The organism is Mucilaginibacter tolerans (assembly GCF_030519375.1).
Classification (GTDB): Bacteria; Bacteroidota; Bacteroidia; order Sphingobacteriales; family Sphingobacteriaceae; genus Mucilaginibacter.
Map to the genome: position 1 here is coordinate 351,172 of NZ_JAUMKB010000002.1, position 16,037 is coordinate 367,208.

At 41.1% G+C, this 16,037-nt stretch carries 13 protein-coding genes and 1 riboswitch; of the genes, 6 read left to right on the plus strand and 7 right to left on the minus strand.

Annotated elements, in window-relative coordinates:
* Positions 1–70: 70 nt before the first annotated feature.
* Positions 71–1,186: a trans-sulfuration enzyme family protein gene (locus tag Q3A68_RS04175; RefSeq protein ID WP_302899793.1), complete on the plus strand. Its 1,116-nt coding sequence runs from the start codon at positions 71–73 to the stop codon at positions 1,184–1,186.
* Here Q3A68_RS04175 and Q3A68_RS04180 read toward each other — a convergent pair.
* Entirely contained in the window at positions 1,183–1,713 is a 531-nt protein-coding gene (locus tag Q3A68_RS04180) for a DinB family protein (RefSeq protein ID WP_302899794.1), read from the minus strand. The two genes, Q3A68_RS04175 and Q3A68_RS04180, sit on opposite strands and share 4 nt — an antisense overlap.
* 252 nt (positions 1,714–1,965) lie before the next feature.
* Positions 1,966–2,076, plus strand: a riboswitch (SAM riboswitch).
* Positions 2,077–2,322: 246 nt separating this feature from the next.
* On the opposite strand from Q3A68_RS04180, the gene Q3A68_RS04185 reads away from it, so the two are divergent.
* The 3 genes from Q3A68_RS04185 to Q3A68_RS04195 all read left to right on the plus strand — a co-directional run bounded on the left by Q3A68_RS04185 (position 2,323) and on the right by Q3A68_RS04195 (position 6,047).
* Positions 2,323–3,648: an O-acetylhomoserine aminocarboxypropyltransferase/cysteine synthase family protein gene (locus tag Q3A68_RS04185; RefSeq protein WP_302899795.1), complete on the plus strand. Its 1,326-nt coding sequence runs from the start codon at positions 2,323–2,325 to the stop codon at positions 3,646–3,648.
* Between the two features lie 105 nt (positions 3,649–3,753).
* Positions 3,754–4,809: a homoserine O-acetyltransferase family protein gene (locus Q3A68_RS04190; RefSeq protein WP_302899796.1), complete on the plus strand. Its 1,056-nt coding sequence runs from the start codon at positions 3,754–3,756 to the stop codon at positions 4,807–4,809.
* Positions 4,809–6,047: a homoserine dehydrogenase gene (locus Q3A68_RS04195; RefSeq protein ID WP_302899797.1), complete on the plus strand. Its 1,239-nt coding sequence runs from the start codon at positions 4,809–4,811 to the stop codon at positions 6,045–6,047. Before Q3A68_RS04190 ends, Q3A68_RS04195 begins: the two co-directional genes overlap by 1 nt.
* Before the next feature lie 81 nt (positions 6,048–6,128).
* On the opposite strand, the gene Q3A68_RS04200 is transcribed toward Q3A68_RS04195, so the two are convergent.
* From Q3A68_RS04200 to Q3A68_RS04210, 3 genes are read right to left on the minus strand one after another with little or no spacing between them, the layout of a single operon-like run.
* On the minus strand, positions 6,129–7,514 hold the full coding sequence (locus Q3A68_RS04200) for a dihydrolipoamide acetyltransferase family protein (protein ID WP_302899798.1): 1,386 nt from the start codon (positions 7,512–7,514) through the stop codon (positions 6,129–6,131).
* Positions 7,515–7,546: 32 nt separating this feature from the next.
* On the minus strand, positions 7,547–8,803 hold the full coding sequence (locus Q3A68_RS04205) for a competence/damage-inducible protein A (RefSeq protein WP_302899799.1): 1,257 nt from the start codon (positions 8,801–8,803) through the stop codon (positions 7,547–7,549).
* A 19-nt stretch (positions 8,804–8,822) separates the two neighbouring features.
* Positions 8,823–11,552 carry a putative LPS assembly protein LptD gene (locus Q3A68_RS04210; RefSeq protein ID WP_302899800.1) on the minus strand — a complete coding sequence of 910 codons (2,730 nt, stop codon included), beginning with the start codon at positions 11,550–11,552 and terminating at the stop codon, positions 8,823–8,825.
* A gap of 52 nt (positions 11,553–11,604) precedes the next feature.
* Here Q3A68_RS04210 and Q3A68_RS04215 point away from each other — a divergent pair, with 52 nt between their 5' ends.
* Both Q3A68_RS04215 and Q3A68_RS04220 read left to right on the plus strand, forming a co-directional pair.
* Positions 11,605–12,507 carry an N-acetylmuramoyl-L-alanine amidase family protein gene (locus Q3A68_RS04215; protein ID WP_302899801.1) on the plus strand — a complete coding sequence of 301 codons (903 nt, stop codon included), beginning with the start codon at positions 11,605–11,607 and terminating at the stop codon, positions 12,505–12,507.
* Positions 12,508–12,642: 135 nt separating this feature from the next.
* Positions 12,643–13,590: an MlaD family protein gene (locus Q3A68_RS04220; RefSeq protein ID WP_302899802.1), complete on the plus strand. Its 948-nt coding sequence runs from the start codon at positions 12,643–12,645 to the stop codon at positions 13,588–13,590.
* Positions 13,591–13,662: 72 nt separating this feature from the next.
* Here Q3A68_RS04220 and Q3A68_RS04225 read toward each other — a convergent pair whose 3' ends face one another.
* The 3 genes from Q3A68_RS04225 to Q3A68_RS04235 are packed head-to-tail and all read right to left on the minus strand — an operon-like array spanning position 13,663 to position 15,973.
* Positions 13,663–14,577, minus strand: coding sequence for a ribonuclease Z (locus Q3A68_RS04225; protein WP_302899803.1), 915 nt, complete (start codon positions 14,575–14,577; stop codon positions 13,663–13,665).
* A gap of 22 nt (positions 14,578–14,599) precedes the next feature.
* Positions 14,600–14,977: an STAS domain-containing protein gene (locus tag Q3A68_RS04230; RefSeq protein ID WP_302899804.1), complete on the minus strand. Its 378-nt coding sequence runs from the start codon at positions 14,975–14,977 to the stop codon at positions 14,600–14,602.
* 51 nt (positions 14,978–15,028) lie between these two features.
* Positions 15,029–15,973: a phosphoribosylaminoimidazolesuccinocarboxamide synthase gene (locus Q3A68_RS04235; RefSeq protein WP_302899805.1), complete on the minus strand. Its 945-nt coding sequence runs from the start codon at positions 15,971–15,973 to the stop codon at positions 15,029–15,031.
* Between the last annotated feature and the right edge of the window lie 64 nt (positions 15,974–16,037).

Consider the following 16,037-nt stretch of genomic DNA (forward strand, 5'->3'; position numbering starts at 1 on the left):
AATAGGAAATGTTAATGTAAAGCGTGTGTAAACATTAATTTACTGATCACAAAACTTTAAGTTTGTCTTTATGAAAATCGAGACTATAGCTATTCATGCAGGCAATCATAATGATGAATCATCCAGAGCGGTAATTCAGCCTATTACTATGTCGACCACCTTTGTGCGCGAGGCAGATGGCTCATTTCCTGCGGGATATATTTATAGCAGGTCAAGTAATCCTAACCGGACTTCGCTCGAAAATGTACTAACTAAACTAGAAGGTGGTACAGACGCGGCAGCCTTTTCTTCGGGTAATGCAGCTGGCATGTCCGTTTTTCAGACATTGAAACCGGGCACACATATTATTGGGCCGGATGACATGTACCACGGCTTACGCAACCAGATCAAAAATCTTTTTGCTAACACACTGGAGTTCGATTTTGTTGATATCAATGATCCGGCAGTTTTAGCGGCACATATTAAACCGAACACAGAATTGATCTGGGTGGAAACACCATCGAACCCTTTATTGAAGATCACAGACATAAAAGCAATAGTTGATACCGCTCGCAAATACAATATAAAGGTAGTTTGCGATAACACCTTCGCCACTCCTATCGGCCAACAGCCTTTAGCTCTCGGAGCAGATATGGTGATGCACTCTTCTACCAAGTATTTCGGCGGGCATAGCGACCTGATGGGTGGCGCTTTGATTACAGCCCAGAAAAATGAGTGGTGGGCAAAAATCCGCCAGGTACAGGAAATGGGTGGTGCTATCCCCTCGCCTATGGATTGCTATTATTTAACCCGAAGCATCAAAACACTGCCATATCGTGTTAAAGGCCATATCCATAATGCACAGCTACTTGCCGAATACCTGGAAAATCACCCTAAAATTGAGCAAGTGATGTATCCCGGGTTGTTGTCGCACCCACAGCACGCAACAGCTAGAGCGCAAATGTTAAACTTTGGTGGCATGCTATCATTTTGTGTAAAAGGCGGTTCGGATGAAGCTCGGAAGGTGGTCAATAAATTGCAAATATTCACCCAGGCAACCAGTTTAGGCGGAGTTGAAAGTTTGATAGAGCACCGTGCATCCGTAGAAGGCCCCGATACTAAAACACCGCATAATTTACTGCGGGTATCCGTTGGCCTTGAACATATTGATGACCTAATAGAAGACCTTACACAAGCTCTCGATTAGGCTTTCATCGCTTCTGCTTTCCTGAAGTATTGCATCGCTTCTTTACCAAGGGCTCTTCTCAAAATACCGATCTGACCGATGTGGTATGACTGGTGATCATTAATAAATGCCCATAAGCCTGCCACGGAATTATCAAAAGGGGCAATTGGATGCCTGGCTTCAATAACCGCATTTAATGCTTCTTCAGGAAGATTAGCCAAACCCGCTCTTATTGCCGGAGTTGTTTCGTTCCATTTATCTTTAAGCTGTTCAATAGTCGGAAATTCGCCCTTTGACATTTTTCTTTCTTCTTCAGTAGAGCCTTGTATCGTTAGAAAATGTCCGGTCCAGGGAATTTCTACTTGTGCACCGCTTATTCTGACTAAATTTCGTTGTGCCCATAAAAGATGACCTGCCAGCCATTTAATACTGTTTAATGGTTCTACAATACATTTATTGGCTTCCTCATCGCTGATATTATCGATAACATTATTGAACAATACATCGTGCAGATCATATTGTGCTAAAAGTTGATTTTTTGCTGACATAGCTTTTTTTATCAAAGTTAGATGCAAAATGGACCGGCGATGAGGTGTATACACGCCAACTTGAGTGCCTTTTGCGCCATTTTTGAGCTGAAAGCTTAAAGCAAAAATCAGAAAAAAAGCCGCTTTGCTCTTTTGCCTTTCATCTTTTTGCTAAGAAAATAAAATTTAATTTGGAGATATAGCCCTTTATAAGCTATGTTTGCAACATTATTTGGTAGCAATACCTCGATCATTACCTATCATACAGGTTTTGGTTTATAAAGAAGCGGCGAGAGATCAGGCTCAAAGACCCGCTGGCAACCCTCCAGAGTGGAGAAGGTGCCAAATCCTGGCCCGGCGAATGGACGCCGGGGGATATAAATTAACAACCATGAAAAGATTAATTAAAACCACACTCCAGCAATTTCTTTGTTCCTTCAGGGACCTGTCAATTTCTTACAGCTATTCCGACGGCTGCATGTGCATGTGTTACTGTTGTTAATTTACACGATTGGGTTTATTATTTAATTCACGTGTAGCCAACAACGGTAAGGTATTTTCTTTACCCAAAACCAAAAAACTAATTCATTACCAAGCAAGAACTTACTTACACATTAAAATTTTACTACCATGTCAACATTAAAATTTGAAACATTGCAACTGCACGCCGGACAAGAAGCTGATCCGACAACAGGCTCGAGGGCTGTGCCTATTTATCAAACCAGTTCATTTGTCTTTAAAAGCGCTGAGCACGGTGCAAACCTTTTCGCTTTAAAGGAATTTGGCAACATCTACTCCCGCATCATGAACCCAACCACCGATGTGTTTGAAAAACGCGTCGCAGCATTGGAAGGCGGTGTAGCCGCATTAGCAACTGCTTCCGGGCAAGCAGCACAATTCCTGGCTTTAAACAATATTTTACAGGTTGGTGAAAACTTTGTTACCTCACCATACTTGTATGGCGGGACCTACAATCAATTTAAAGTATCATTCAAACGCCTGGGAATTGACGTGCGGTTTGCTGAAGACGATAGCGCCGAAAGCCTTGAGAAACACATTGACGGTAAAACCAAAGCCATTTATGTAGAAACTTTGGGTAACCCTGAATTCAACATCCCTGACTTTGAAAAAATTGCCGCATTAGCTAAAAAGTATGATCTACCGTTGATCGTGGATAATACTTTCGGCGCGGCCGGTTACTTATTCCGTCCGCTGGAGCACGGGGCTCATGTGGTGGTACAATCAGCTACTAAATGGATCGGTGGACACGGCACCAGTATAGGTGGCGTGATTGTCGACGGGGGTAATTACAACTGGGGTAATGGCAAATTCCCGCAATTCACCGAACCATCAGAAGGTTATCATGGATTGGTGTTCTCTGATGTATTTGGAATAGGCGGACCGTTTGGCAATATCCAGTTTATCATTCGTGCACGTGTGGAGGGCCTGCGCGATTTTGGACCGTCAGCATCACCATTTAATTCCTTCCTTTTCATACAGGGACTGGAAACGCTTTCGCTACGTGTACAACGGCATGTAGATAATGCCTTGGAACTGGCTAAATGGCTGGAAGTTCATCCCCAGGTAGCAAAAGTGAACTATCCAGGATTGGAATCATCACAGTACCATACTCTTGCAAAAAAATATTTGAAAAATGGCTATGGCGCTGTATTATCCTTCGAGATAAAAGGCAATAAGGAATTAGCCGGAAGATTCATTGACAGTTTGCAATTGGTGAGCCACCTGGCAAACGTAGGCGATGCTAAAACGCTGATCATACAGCCATCGGCAACCACGCACCAGCAGCTTTCAGATGAAGAACAACTGGCAGCAGGTGTTACACCAAACTCGTTGCGAGTAGCAGTAGGTATTGAACATATTGATGATATAAAAGCAGATTTTGAACAGGCCTTTGCCAAAATTAAACAAGGTGAGACTGAGTTTAGCCTCAATTAAATGCAGGCCTTATAACGTTTTTAGTTTTTTTTAAGTGATATAGAAAGTTATTACGGAATGTGGCTGATCAAATTTCAGCCGCATCCGCAGTAGCAAATGAACAGAATGAGCAGACAGACTTATACATACTCGCAAACATTCAAGCTCGAATCAGGTAAAAAGCTGGAGGGACTTGAAATTGGGTTCCATACATATGGAAGATTGAATAAAGACCGGGACAACGTGGTGTGGGTTTGCCATGCCCTCACCGCAAATTCTGATGTTTTTGACTGGTGGAAAGGCTTGTTTGGAGCAAACGATTACTTCAATCCGGAAGAATACTTTATTGTATGCGCCAATATCCTCGGTTCAAACTATGGTACTACCAGCCCGTTGAGCGAAAACCCAACAACTGGTCAGCCCTATTATCTGTCATTCCCCGAAATTACTGTTCGCGATATGGTGAATGCTCACCGGTTATTAGCAGATCATCTGGGTATCAATGATGTTAAAATTTTGATCGGTGGTTCCCTTGGCGGACAACAGGCTTTGGAATGGTCTATCATCGAACCAAACCGCATTAAAAATGTCATTTTGATTGCTACAAATGCACGTCATTCACCATGGGGTGTTGCATTTAATGAATCGCAACGGTTAGCAATTGCTGCGGACAGAAGTTTTTATGCCAATAAACCAGACGGTGGCTCCAAAGGCTTAAAAGCTGCGCGCAGTATTGCCCTGCTCTCCTACCGCAGTTATAAAGCCTATTCAATTACCCAACAGGAAGATAGCGACAAAAAAACGGATGATTTCAAAGCATCATCTTACCAGAATTATCAGGGTGATAAGCTGGTGAAACGTTTTAATGCTTATAGCTACTGGTACCTGAGCAAAGTAATGGACTCTCACAATGTAGGCCGTAGCAGGCATGGCATTGACAAGGCTTTGAGCCTTATTAAGGCAAAAACACTGGTGATTGGTATCAAATCTGATGTGTTGTTCCCAATCGAAGAGCAACAATACCTGTTTAATCATATACCTAAAGCGGCCTTTGCCGAATTTGATTCATTTTATGGCCATGATGGCTTTTTGATCGAAACAGAAGTATTAACCAATGTCATTACTTCATTTTTTAAAACAGACGTTAAAGGAAAAATTATAGAACTGCAACAATCCGCATAATGAGTAAAAAGTTAACTATCGGTCTTTTTGGCTTTGGCGTAGTAGGCCAGGGTCTTCATGATATTATAAAGACCAAAAATCTGAACATTGAAATTGTTAAAATTTGTATAAAAGACGGAAGCAAGCAACGTAGTCTCCCGTCTCATTTATTTACTACTGACAAAGACGAACTGCTGGATAACCCGGAGATCAATACCATTGTGGAATTGATCAACGAGACTGAACCGGCTTTCGAGATCGTTTCAAAGGCATTAAAAACTGGCAAAAACGTGGTTTCAGCCAGCAAGAAGATGATTGCCAACCATTTGGACGAACTGATCGACCTGCAGCACCAATATGGCACGTCGCTGCTATACGAAGGCGCTGTATGTGGCAGTATCCCTATTATCCGTAACCTTGAAGAGTACTATGATAACGAATTGCTGCACTCCATCTGCGGCATTTTCAACGGATCATCCAACTACATCCTTTCAAAAGGCTTTATTGAAGGACTTGATTATGCAGCAGCCTTAAAACAGGCTCAGGACCTGGGCTTTGCAGAAACCGACCCAACTATGGATGTTGGCGGGTATGATGCTAAGTTTAAACTGGTAATTGCTGCTGCGCACGCTTATGGTGTAGTAGTAAAACCGGAAGAGGTATTCAATATCGGTATACAAACGCTTTCAGCTTATGATTTACAATATGCACGTGAAAAAAACCTGAAGATAAAATTGGTACCCGTTGCAAAAGAGTTAGATGATAAACATGTAGCACTATTCGTTCTTCCAAAATTCGTGACTGAAAGTGAGTTCCTCTATAATGTGGAGTATGAATATAACGGTGTTATCGTACAGGCTGCCTTTGCCGATCAGCAGTTCTTCTTTGGTAAAGGCGCTGGTGGTCACCCAACTGGTTCGGCGGTATTATCTGATATAGCAGCTTTGCGTTACGATTATCAGTATGAATACAAAAAGGCTAAGTCAAAAAAGGACTTAAACTTTACTAATGATATTGAGATCAATATCTATTTACGTTATGAAGACGACGACCTGGTAGAAGCTTTGGGCTTTGAATACATTCATGAACGTTATTTATCAGGCAATTATAAATTTGTTATCGGAAAAATCAACCTCCAAAAACTGATCGACAACCAGCATCGTATATTGAACGAAAGGGCTTTCATCGCCTTTGCCGATCAGCTGAAAGGGGTCAGTTTAGCTCCGGCAAGAAAACAAGCGGAAGAAGTGTTAGAATAAACATTTCACTGCTTATGAATAAAGGCTCCCAAATGGGAGCCTTTATTCTTTTGTATGTATGTGTTTAATTAGGGGCTATTTTTATATGGCTCTATCCAAATCCCACTGTTCCAGATAATCAGCCACGCGACGCAGGAACGAACCTCCCAAAGCACCGTCTACCACACGATGATCGTATGATAACGACAGAAACATCATATGTCTGATAGCAATCATATCACCTTGTTTGGTTTCAATCACCGCCGGTTTCTTTTTGATAGCACCAACAGCCAATATAGCTGCTTGAGGCTGATTGATGATGGGTGTACCCATCACGTTACCAAACGAACCTACATTAGTGATAGTGAAGGTTCCATCTTTGACATCATCGGGCTGCAATTTGTTATTGCGGGCACGATTTGCCAAATCATTTACTGATTTGGTCAACCCTATAAGATTTAGTTTATCTGCATTTTTTATAACCGGAACGATCAGGTTACCGCTTGGCAATGCTGTAGCCATACCGATGTTTACAGCCGCTTTTTTAATGATCTGGTAGCCGTTTACGGATACGTTGATCATCGGCATATCTTTTATCGCCCTTACAACTGCCTCAATAAATATCGGGGTAAAGGTGATCTTCTCACCTTCTTTTTTCTCAAAAGCACCTTTAACCTTTTCACGCCACAATACAAGGTTAGTTACATCGGCTTCCACAAATGAAGTTACATGCGGCGATGTATGCTTGCTCATCACCATGTGGTCAGCAATCAGCCTGCGCATTCTGTCCATTTCAATAATTTCATCCCTTCCGGATGCGGAGGCTGCGGGAACAGAGAATGGTTTATCTTCAAATATGGGTTCTGGCGCTTTATAAGCCGGCGTTTCAATTTTGGGCTGAGGAGCTTCCTGGACAGGCGGAACATATGAACTTTGTTGTGGTTCGGTCTGGCTATTTAAGGATGACGGGCTTTGCAAATAATTCAACAGATCGTCTTTAGTAAGACGGCCTTCTGCTCCGGTCCCTGGTATTTTATCCAGTTCTTCTATGCTGATACCTTCCTGAGCTGCAATATTTTTTACCAATGGAGAATAAAATCTACCCGATCCCTTGCTTTCTTCAGAAGCTTTTACCTCTAATTGTTCTATACCCGGTATAGGTTCAGAAATAACAGGAGCATCTTTCGGTTCTTCGGGTAGGTTAATTTCTTGTGGTTCGGCAACTATAGCCGGAGCTTCGTCATCGCCCTCCGTTTCAATAATAGCAATCACTGCACCCACCTGAACCACTTCATTTTCGCTGCAAAGTTGTTGAATTAGTTTTCCTGAAACTGGTGAAGGCACTTCAGAATCTACTTTATCAGTAGCAATTTCCATTACCGCCTCATCCGCTTCAATATAATCGCCTGTATTTTTATTCCATTTGATTATGGTAGCTTCAGCAACACTTTCGCCCATTTTTGGCAGTAACAGTTGATATCTGGCCATATAGTTCTATATAATTTGGTCAAAATTAGTTATTAGTTTTTGAATTCCTCAAGCAATAAGTGCAGCATGTTTAACGCTGCAATAGCTGTCCTTTCGATATTCTGCAAGCGTTTATTGCCAAATTGAAATTTCTTTGTTATTGTTTTTTCAGCATTAGCCACTCCTATCCATACTGTTCCTACCGGCTTTTCAGGCGTACCGCCATCAGGCCCTGCAATACCTGTTACAGCAATAGCGTAATCTGATTTGAAGTTCAGCAACGCCCCCTCTACCATTTCAGTCACTGTCTCCTGGCTCACTGCACCATGTTGCCATAGTGTCTCATTCTTCACTCCCAGGACACTTTCTTTCAACTCATACGAGTAAGAAACGGCGCCGCCAAAAAACACTTTTGATGAACCTGGATGCTGGGTGATCAAATGCGCAATATATCCACCTGTACAACTTTCAGCGGTTGATAAAGTGAGCTCTTTTTCACCCATATAATTTAATATAGCCTTTTCAAGTGCAATATCTTCCGCTGCTACCACTGCTTTGCCAACACGTTCAACAATTCTTCCGGCAAATAATTCAATTTCTTTTTTTAAAGAAATTTCATCATCACCATACCCGCTTAAACGTAAACGTACCTGCCCAAGTTTAGGTAAGTACGCTAATTTTATATAAGGTGGCAAAGAGTTCTCAATATCAGCTATTTTTTCTGCGAGATACGATTCCCCTTCACCGACTGTCAGAATAGTTTTATGAATGATAAAAGGAAGGCTAAACGTCGCTTTAAGCTTCGGGATTACTGACTCTTCCACCATGTACATCATCTCGTGAGGTACACCCGGCATGGACATGTATACTTTACTCTGATAGTTAAACCACATACCAGGGGCTGTTCCGTTCGCATTCAATATTACTTCGCAGTTTTCAGGGACGAGGGCCTGCTGTTTATTTACATCCAATAAGGCTTCTGATACACCGCGCAAGCGCCTGAAAATTTTTTCTACATTTTGCAGAGCCTCTTCATTTTCAACTAAGCCAACGCCGAAATATTCTGCCAATGTTTTTTTGGTAATATCGTCCTTTGTGGGTCCAAGGCCACCTGTAATCAAAATAACATCTGCTCTTTGGTGAGCTTCTGCTAATGCATCAAGAATATGTTTTTTATCGTCAGATACGGAAGATATTTGCTTTACATGAATTCCGATGGCATTCAGTTTCTGTGCTATAAATGCAGAGTTAGTGTCGACGACTTGTCCTATTAATATTTCATCGCCAATTGTGATTATTTCAGCTAACATTCCGCAAAGTAAGCGTTTTTTATTGATTAGGAGTGTAGTATTGATTACTGGTATAATCACTTCTTTTGGTCAGTTTCAAATCCTGTAGTATAGCAGCCTTTACACGCAAGGTTACATTATAGGATTTATAATACCCAAAAGGCAGCCATTGCATAGACAAATCCCAGCAATGCAAGTCACGATAAATGCCAAAAGAAGTGGCGCTGCTTAATTTGCCCTGACGAAGGTCATAGTTGGTTGTATACTGTACTTTCCATTTGGGTGTGACATTTAAATCACCACTCAACTGAACCGTGTTGGTCACATAGGTGGACGTATAAGAATTATTGAAGTTAAAGCTATAATTAACCGATACGTTCCAGGGGATATTGAAATCTACATAGGCGCTGGGATCACTGTTAAGCAAAGCAAGCTTAGCGGCTTGTTCCGGGTTCATATTTTGTAAGGTATTGCCAGGGGTCGGTGTTGCGGTCGTCTTTGGTTTAAAAACCGCCGGATTTAAACTTGCGCTTGCAGAAACATTAAACGATGTTAAAGTTGGGAACTTCCCATCCTGGAAGGTATACCGATTGATAGGAACCTTATATTTAACAATCGTATTATTTCCAATTGAATCGCGTACCTGGGTTACATATGGGTCCAGGCTGCCGCCAATGGAAACGTTTAGCTTTTGTTTAAAAAGCGCCGTGTGTCCCGAGAAAGATACAGCCGATAGCTTAAATGAGTCTGCAGCAAAATTGTAAAAAGTAGAAATGTTGAAGCCATCCAGAATTTTTATTTTTCTGTCAGTTCCGGAGGTATCTGTACTCTTTGCCCGCATCTTGGCTTCAATATTATTGTCAATAGTCAGGCCCAAACCCGCCGTTTTCCCTGTTGACGGCCCTCCGTAAACCGCGTTTTGGAAAATGGAGTATTTCTGGTAGCTGATAGGGTAAGGTATCGTCGCAGAACTGATTGCATATTGATAATAACCGAACGAGGGGTCTGAAAAATCCGGGTGATAGCTGAAACTCAATGAAGGTGTTGCTACATACCGGATAGCCATTAGATTACTGTTCTTAAAGCTGAGCGTACTGTAAATTTTTGTAGATAAAGAAGCTCCCACATTGTACTGACCGGCTCTTTTAAAACCACTAAGCGTGTCAAAAACCAATGAGTCGTGACCAGGGACGCTCCCTCTGGCAAAATGTTCCTTATAATGCTGAAAATACCACCATTCCTGGTAATTGATGCTAGCACTAAACTGGAAATACTTTAATAAATTCTGATTGAAGCCAATGGGAATATTATGCTGAAACCCATTTTGAAGACGTTTTGTCAGCGTCTCGCTTTTAAATAACTCAGCCTCTGGTACAGCAGTAACCTTGTTGGTACCTTGCAGGCTATACCCTACGGTGATCTTTTGATACCACTTTTGTGTTCCTACCCTCTCCTTCGAATCAAAAGGACTTATAGTAGACATATTAAAATTGAACGTGGGCAGCTCCAGTGTTACCGTTTTGTTAACCAAATCCTGGCTGTGAGAAAGATTGGCTGTGAAGTTGAATGGCGTACCTGCCCATGTTTTGCCATAAGCAATACTCGAACGTAAGCTGCTCGAAGTAAGATTGTTCATGTTATACCCTTCTGTTGCCGGGTTATTTTTAAAAAACCCCGACGTACCTGCATTAACCGATGCACTAAAAGTAGTGCCGGGATGGGCATTAGGGTTTTCACTATGAGACCAGTCAATATGGAAGTCTTTACTCGGAGGATCACCAGGTAATCCGTAGTTTGTTGAACTGTAGCTTAATGACAACGAACCAGAATACTTATAACGATTTAAGTACCGTGCAGTGGTATTTACCTCATAAGAACCTTTTGAATAAAGTGTACCGGTGTTTGTCAAATCAATATAGTCATTGAGAGCAATATAATAACCGAAGTTTCTTAAATAAAAACCCAGCCGCTGATCTTCACCAAATGTTGGAATGATTACACCGGACGATCTTGCATCCGGTTTAGGAAAAAATCCAAATGGAATAGCTAATGGTAAAGGGATCCCCTCAATTTCAAGAAAAGCGGGCCCTGATATAATCCTGTTTTTTTCTCCGATACCCTTGGTTATTACTATACCGAAATGCGTCTCGGGATAAGGCAGATCGCAGGTACTAAATATGATGTTGCGGTAGGCAGCTTCGGTTTCGTTCAATTTTTTAACCTGTCCGCCTGTAATAAAGTTGCCATCCTGCTCTGAAGATGCATTATATATTTTCCCTTTTTTTGTCTCGTAATGAAACAACAGGGAGTCGGAGGTCACCGGTTTATCTTTACCTTGTTTGGAAATTGGCCGCCCAATATATCGATGGGTAAGCGGGTCTATCCGGCCGCTGGAAAATATGATCTTATTCTTTTGATCGACCCTTATATAATCAGCATCAAGCTCAAAGTCTTCATAAGTTACACGCGCTCTGCCATACAAGTATAAAATCTGGTGCACATCGTCATATCGCGTCGAATCTTCTGCATGAGCTGTAACAATTGACTTTAAACCACCGTTCTTCTTTGTAGTATCATTTTGAGCTGCTGGTGCTTTTGCGCCTTTGGGCTGTTTTTTATTCCTGAGAAGCTTTTTATCGCGAATGGTATCCAGCTTTATAATAGTATCGGCAACCGGTTTATAGCTTCTATAGTTGTTAACCTTTGCGGATGCTTTTACGTTTACCGTTAAAATAATTACTAGCAGAAAAAACAGGCTTACGAATTTCAAAATCGAATATGAATAGTATTTTTGCAGGTATAGTTAACAGCGTTCAAAAATAATGAAAAATAAGGCATTGAAAAGATTGATTTACGGTTTATTGGCGTTTCTCATTTCGCTACCTCTATTCTCCTTTAGATCAGTTACTCCCATAAAGAATATCTCCACCGATAGTACATTTAAACTCCGGACTATCATTGTTGATGCTGGCCACGGTGTGCGTCCTGAGGGCGCGGTAGGACACTTTTCACCCGGCGCATCCGGTTCATATTCCCATGAGAGAGATGTAACGCTGTCCATTGCAAAAAAATTGCAGGTTGCAATAGAAAAAGAGCTTACGGGCGTGAAAGTAGTATTAACCCGTAAAACAGAGGAAGATGTATCATGGCAGCACCGTGCCGATATTGCCAATGAAAACAGAGGGGATCTATTTATATCCCTGCACTGTAATTCGCTGGCGCCAAGACGCATCAGAGAAGTTGTCGGTCATAAACATCATAAACCTGTTTACAGAAGTGTGGAAGTTCCCGACCGCTCCGGAAAAGGCGTATTAATGTTAGTGTACGGATTTCATCGTACCAAAGAAGAAGAAAATGCGATAAAGAATACCCAGATAGAAGAAGATGCGGACATGAATCAAACCAGCGCCGATGCTAATGACCCGCTGACGATGATTCTCATTAACGACTATAAAACTAAGTTCCGCAAACAAAGTATTCACCTTGCGAACCTTATAAATAACGAGTTTGTTGAGGACGGCAGACGAAGTGAAGGCATCCGCGAACAAGGTGTTCTAGTATTATGCCATAGTGCTATGCCTGCTGTATTGGTGGAAACGGGCTATATCAATAACCCCGACGATGAAGCATTCCTGAATTCAGAAAACGGCCAAAATGAGGTTGTTGATGCAATTATAAGGGCGTTAAAAAGCTACAAGGATGAGATAGAACAAGTAGCCAAATAATTATATTAGATTTGGGATGTAAGATTTGAGATATGAGACAGAGCGGCAAGAGGTAAATTCTGACAGTTTAGATTTCATTGCAATCGCCTCTATTTTATATCTCAAATCACATATCTCAAATCTCAAATCTATCATATGAAGATATCAAACGAAACCAAAATAGGTATACTAACGGCCCTGGGAATTACTGTCCTGATATTAACTTACAGCTATTTGCGTGGTAACGATGTTTTTTCCAGCACTAATAAATTTTATGCTATTTATGACAGTGTGGAAGGTCTTTCCGTATCTAAACCTGTCCTGGTGAATGGTTTCCCTATTGGCCGGGTTTCTAAAATGGATTTGAGGCCCGATGGTAAAACCATCGTTCAATTCAAGATAGAGCCTAAATACAATGTGCCTAATAATACACTCGCCAAACTGGTAAGTACTGATCTGTTGGGAACCAAAGCGATTGTATTTGAAATGGGCAACAGTAAAGTTTATGCTGAAGACCAGGATACTTTGAAAGCTGATGTTCAGGGTAGCCTTGCCCAAAGCCTGCAGCCAATACAAAAAAAAGCTGAACACCTGATTAATAAATTAGATTCCTCACTAGCAGCTGTCAATAAAATTCTGAATCCTGATTTTCAAAAAAATGTCGATCGTAGTTTTTTAAGTATTGCCAACTCACTTCAAACACTGGAAGGCACTACGAAGAAGCTTGATGCACTAGTTGCTTCGCAAAGCGGTCATATTAATAATATAATGGCTAATGCGGAGGATGTTTCGGGCAACCTAAAAACAAGCACGTCACATTTGAATGCCATTGCTTCCAATGCTGAAACTTTGAGCCATGATATGGCTAATGGTAATATCAAACAAACCCTTGATAACGCCAATAAAGCGGTTGCGGATCTACAGGCTGCGATAAGTAAGATTAATAATGGGCAAGGATCAGTGGGCTTATTATTAAATGATGATAAGTTGTATAAAAATTTGAACGACGCCTCAGCCAATCTAAATGCTTTATTTATCGACCTCAAGGCTCATCCAAAGCGATATGTGAGCTTCTCGGTATTTGGCGGGAAAAAGGATAAATGAGGATGATATGTGCAAATGAGAAAATGTGCAGATTATCTGGGCATTATCATTTGCACATCTGCATCAAAAAAATCATTCAATTATAAAAGTCTTCCCCTCAACAGCTAACTCCGTTTCGGGGAAAACGCTTATAGCTTCATCCAAAAGTTCCATCAATGTTTTATATCTGGCCGAGAAATGTCCTATCAATAGTTTTTTGGCATTAGTTTTCAACGCCACTTCCCCTGCTTGTAGTGCGGTTGTGTGAAAAGTGCTTTGTGCCCTGTCGAGCATACTATTTAAAAAAGTTGCCTCATGATATAAGAGATCAACATTGCTTATTTGTGCAAAATAGCTTTCGTCATAAATAGTATCCGAACAATAGGCATAGCTCTTCGGTTCTTTAGGGTTATTGGTGATTTCCCAATTCTTATAGACAGTACCATCCTGGGCGATATAATCCCCCCCCTTTTTTATCTCGGAGAATTGATTAATAGGGATATTCAGTTCAATTATCTTCTCTTTTATGATCTTTTTTAGGCGCTTCTTCTGCTTAAATAAAAATCCGGTGGTCGCTATCCTGTGATTGAGCGGAATAGTCTCGACAATGATATCGGTTGTATCCAATATTATTTCAGATTTATCGGCATGAGTAGCAATAAAATCAATCGGGTACTGCAAAGTTGTATCCGAATATTTTAACTGCAGATCGATGATTTCCTTTAGTTCAGCCGGTCCAAACAACTTTAGTGTTTTAACACGCCCGTTAAGGTGCATAGACGACAGCAAGCCAACCAGGCCCAGATAATGATCGCCATGAAGATGACTGATAAAAATATGATCGATACGACTGGCTTTTACATCAAAGCGCAGCATTTGCTGTTGCGTGCCTTCGCCGCAATCAATCAAATATAAACGATCATTAATGTTTAGTACCTGCGCCGACGGGTTTCTATTGTAGATTGGAGTTGCCGAACTGCTGCCCAGTATTGTTACCTCAAATTTCATATCAGGTAAACAACATTGGATGTTATTTTGCTTCTTTCTTTAACTGCTTTTCTACTTCTTCCATAAAAACAAGATCGATCGCTTCTTCGGTGGTCGGAACAATAGAAAGTACGGAGTCTAGCTGGGATATAGCGATCAAACGAGCTACGGCATCATTTAAGCCGGAAAGAATAAAAACACCTGATGCATTTTTACATAAACGGTGGCCAACTAATAAGCTGCTCAAACCTGATGAGTCAGCAAATTTTATCTGTGAAAGGTCCATGATGATATTTCTCTGCCCTTCAGTATTGATCAGAATCAATTCAGATTTTAGCTGTGGAGTTACCAACGAATTCAATTTGGATTCGTTCAACTTCAACAAAACATATTTATCGTGCTTATCAACAGTAAATTTCATCTTGTGTTAATTATGCTACTAAGATATAATTTTTTTACATACAATAAAAAATTACAAGGCCGTAAGGGCTTTATTTATTGCTCCTTCCACCCTGCTTAAAACTGAGTCATTGTCAGACTTAACAAAGTTCTCGCCTGTAATTTGTTCAAATAACTCAATATAACGATCTGATATTGAATTAACTATTTCTTTAGTCATAACCGGAACTACCTGGCCGTCTTTACCCTGGAAGCCGTTTTCAATCAGCCATCTTCTTACAAATTCTTTTGATAACTGCTTCTGGGGCTCATTAATCTTTTGGCGCTCTTCGTAACCTTCTTTGTAAAAATAGCGGGAAGAATCCGGTGTATGGATCTCGTCGATCAGGTAAATCTTGCCATCCGCTTTTCCAAATTCGTATTTGGTATCCACTAAAATCAAGCCCCTTTTTGCTGCTATTTCAGTTCCGCGCTGGTATAATGCATGTGTATATTTCTCTAACTGCGCGTAATCTTCAGCTGATACGATACCACGTTCAAGTATCTGTTCTTTAGATATATCCTCATCATGGCCAACAGACGCTTTAGTAGTCGGCGTAATGATCGGCGCAGGCAGTTTATCGTTTTCTTTCAGTCCTTCAGGTAAACTTACTCCACATACCTCTCTTTTTCCTGAACTATATTCACGCCATGCATGGCCGGCCAGATAGCCGCGAATAACCATTTCTACCTTAAAAGGGTCACAAATGCGACCGATAGTTACGCTCGGATCAGGAACTGAAACTACCCAATTAGGTACGATATCGCTGGTGTCATGCAAAAATTTGGCAGCGATTTGGTTCAACACCTGCCCTTTATAAGGAATTGGTTCAGGCAACACCACATCAAAAGCCGAGATGCGGTCGGTAACCACCATTGCCAGGTATTTATTATCTATAGTATAAACATCCCTAACTTTCCCCTTATAAAAGTTGGTCTGCTTTGGAAAATGAAAATGCGTCTCTTTTATTGCGTCCATTCTTGTTTTAGATTTGAGATGTGAGATTTGAGATGTGAGATTCATACAATCCCTGTCTCATATC

Excerpts from the sequence above, each read along its gene's own strand:
- Q3A68_RS04175 (WP_302899793.1), top strand. The coding sequence starts at position 71 with ATGAAAATCGAGACTATAGCTATTCATGCAGGCAATCATAATGATGAA.
- Q3A68_RS04180 (WP_302899794.1), bottom strand. The coding sequence starts at position 1,713 with ATGTCAGCAAAAAATCAACTTTTAGCACAATATGATCTGCACGATGTA.
- Q3A68_RS04185 (WP_302899795.1), top strand. The coding sequence starts at position 2,323 with ATGTCAACATTAAAATTTGAAACATTGCAACTGCACGCCGGACAAGAA.
- Q3A68_RS04190 (WP_302899796.1), top strand. The coding sequence starts at position 3,754 with ATGAGCAGACAGACTTATACATACTCGCAAACATTCAAGCTCGAATCA.
- Q3A68_RS04195 (WP_302899797.1), top strand. The coding sequence starts at position 4,809 with ATGAGTAAAAAGTTAACTATCGGTCTTTTTGGCTTTGGCGTAGTAGGC.
- Q3A68_RS04200 (WP_302899798.1), bottom strand. The coding sequence starts at position 7,514 with ATGGCCAGATATCAACTGTTACTGCCAAAAATGGGCGAAAGTGTTGCT.
- Q3A68_RS04205 (WP_302899799.1), bottom strand. The coding sequence starts at position 8,803 with ATGTTAGCTGAAATAATCACAATTGGCGATGAAATATTAATAGGACAA.
- Q3A68_RS04215 (WP_302899801.1), top strand. The coding sequence starts at position 11,605 with ATGAAAAATAAGGCATTGAAAAGATTGATTTACGGTTTATTGGCGTTT.
- Q3A68_RS04220 (WP_302899802.1), top strand. The coding sequence starts at position 12,643 with ATGAAGATATCAAACGAAACCAAAATAGGTATACTAACGGCCCTGGGA.
- Q3A68_RS04225 (WP_302899803.1), bottom strand. The coding sequence starts at position 14,577 with ATGAAATTTGAGGTAACAATACTGGGCAGCAGTTCGGCAACTCCAATC.
- Q3A68_RS04230 (WP_302899804.1), bottom strand. The coding sequence starts at position 14,977 with ATGAAATTTACTGTTGATAAGCACGATAAATATGTTTTGTTGAAGTTG.
- Q3A68_RS04235 (WP_302899805.1), bottom strand. The coding sequence starts at position 15,973 with ATGGACGCAATAAAAGAGACGCATTTTCATTTTCCAAAGCAGACCAAC.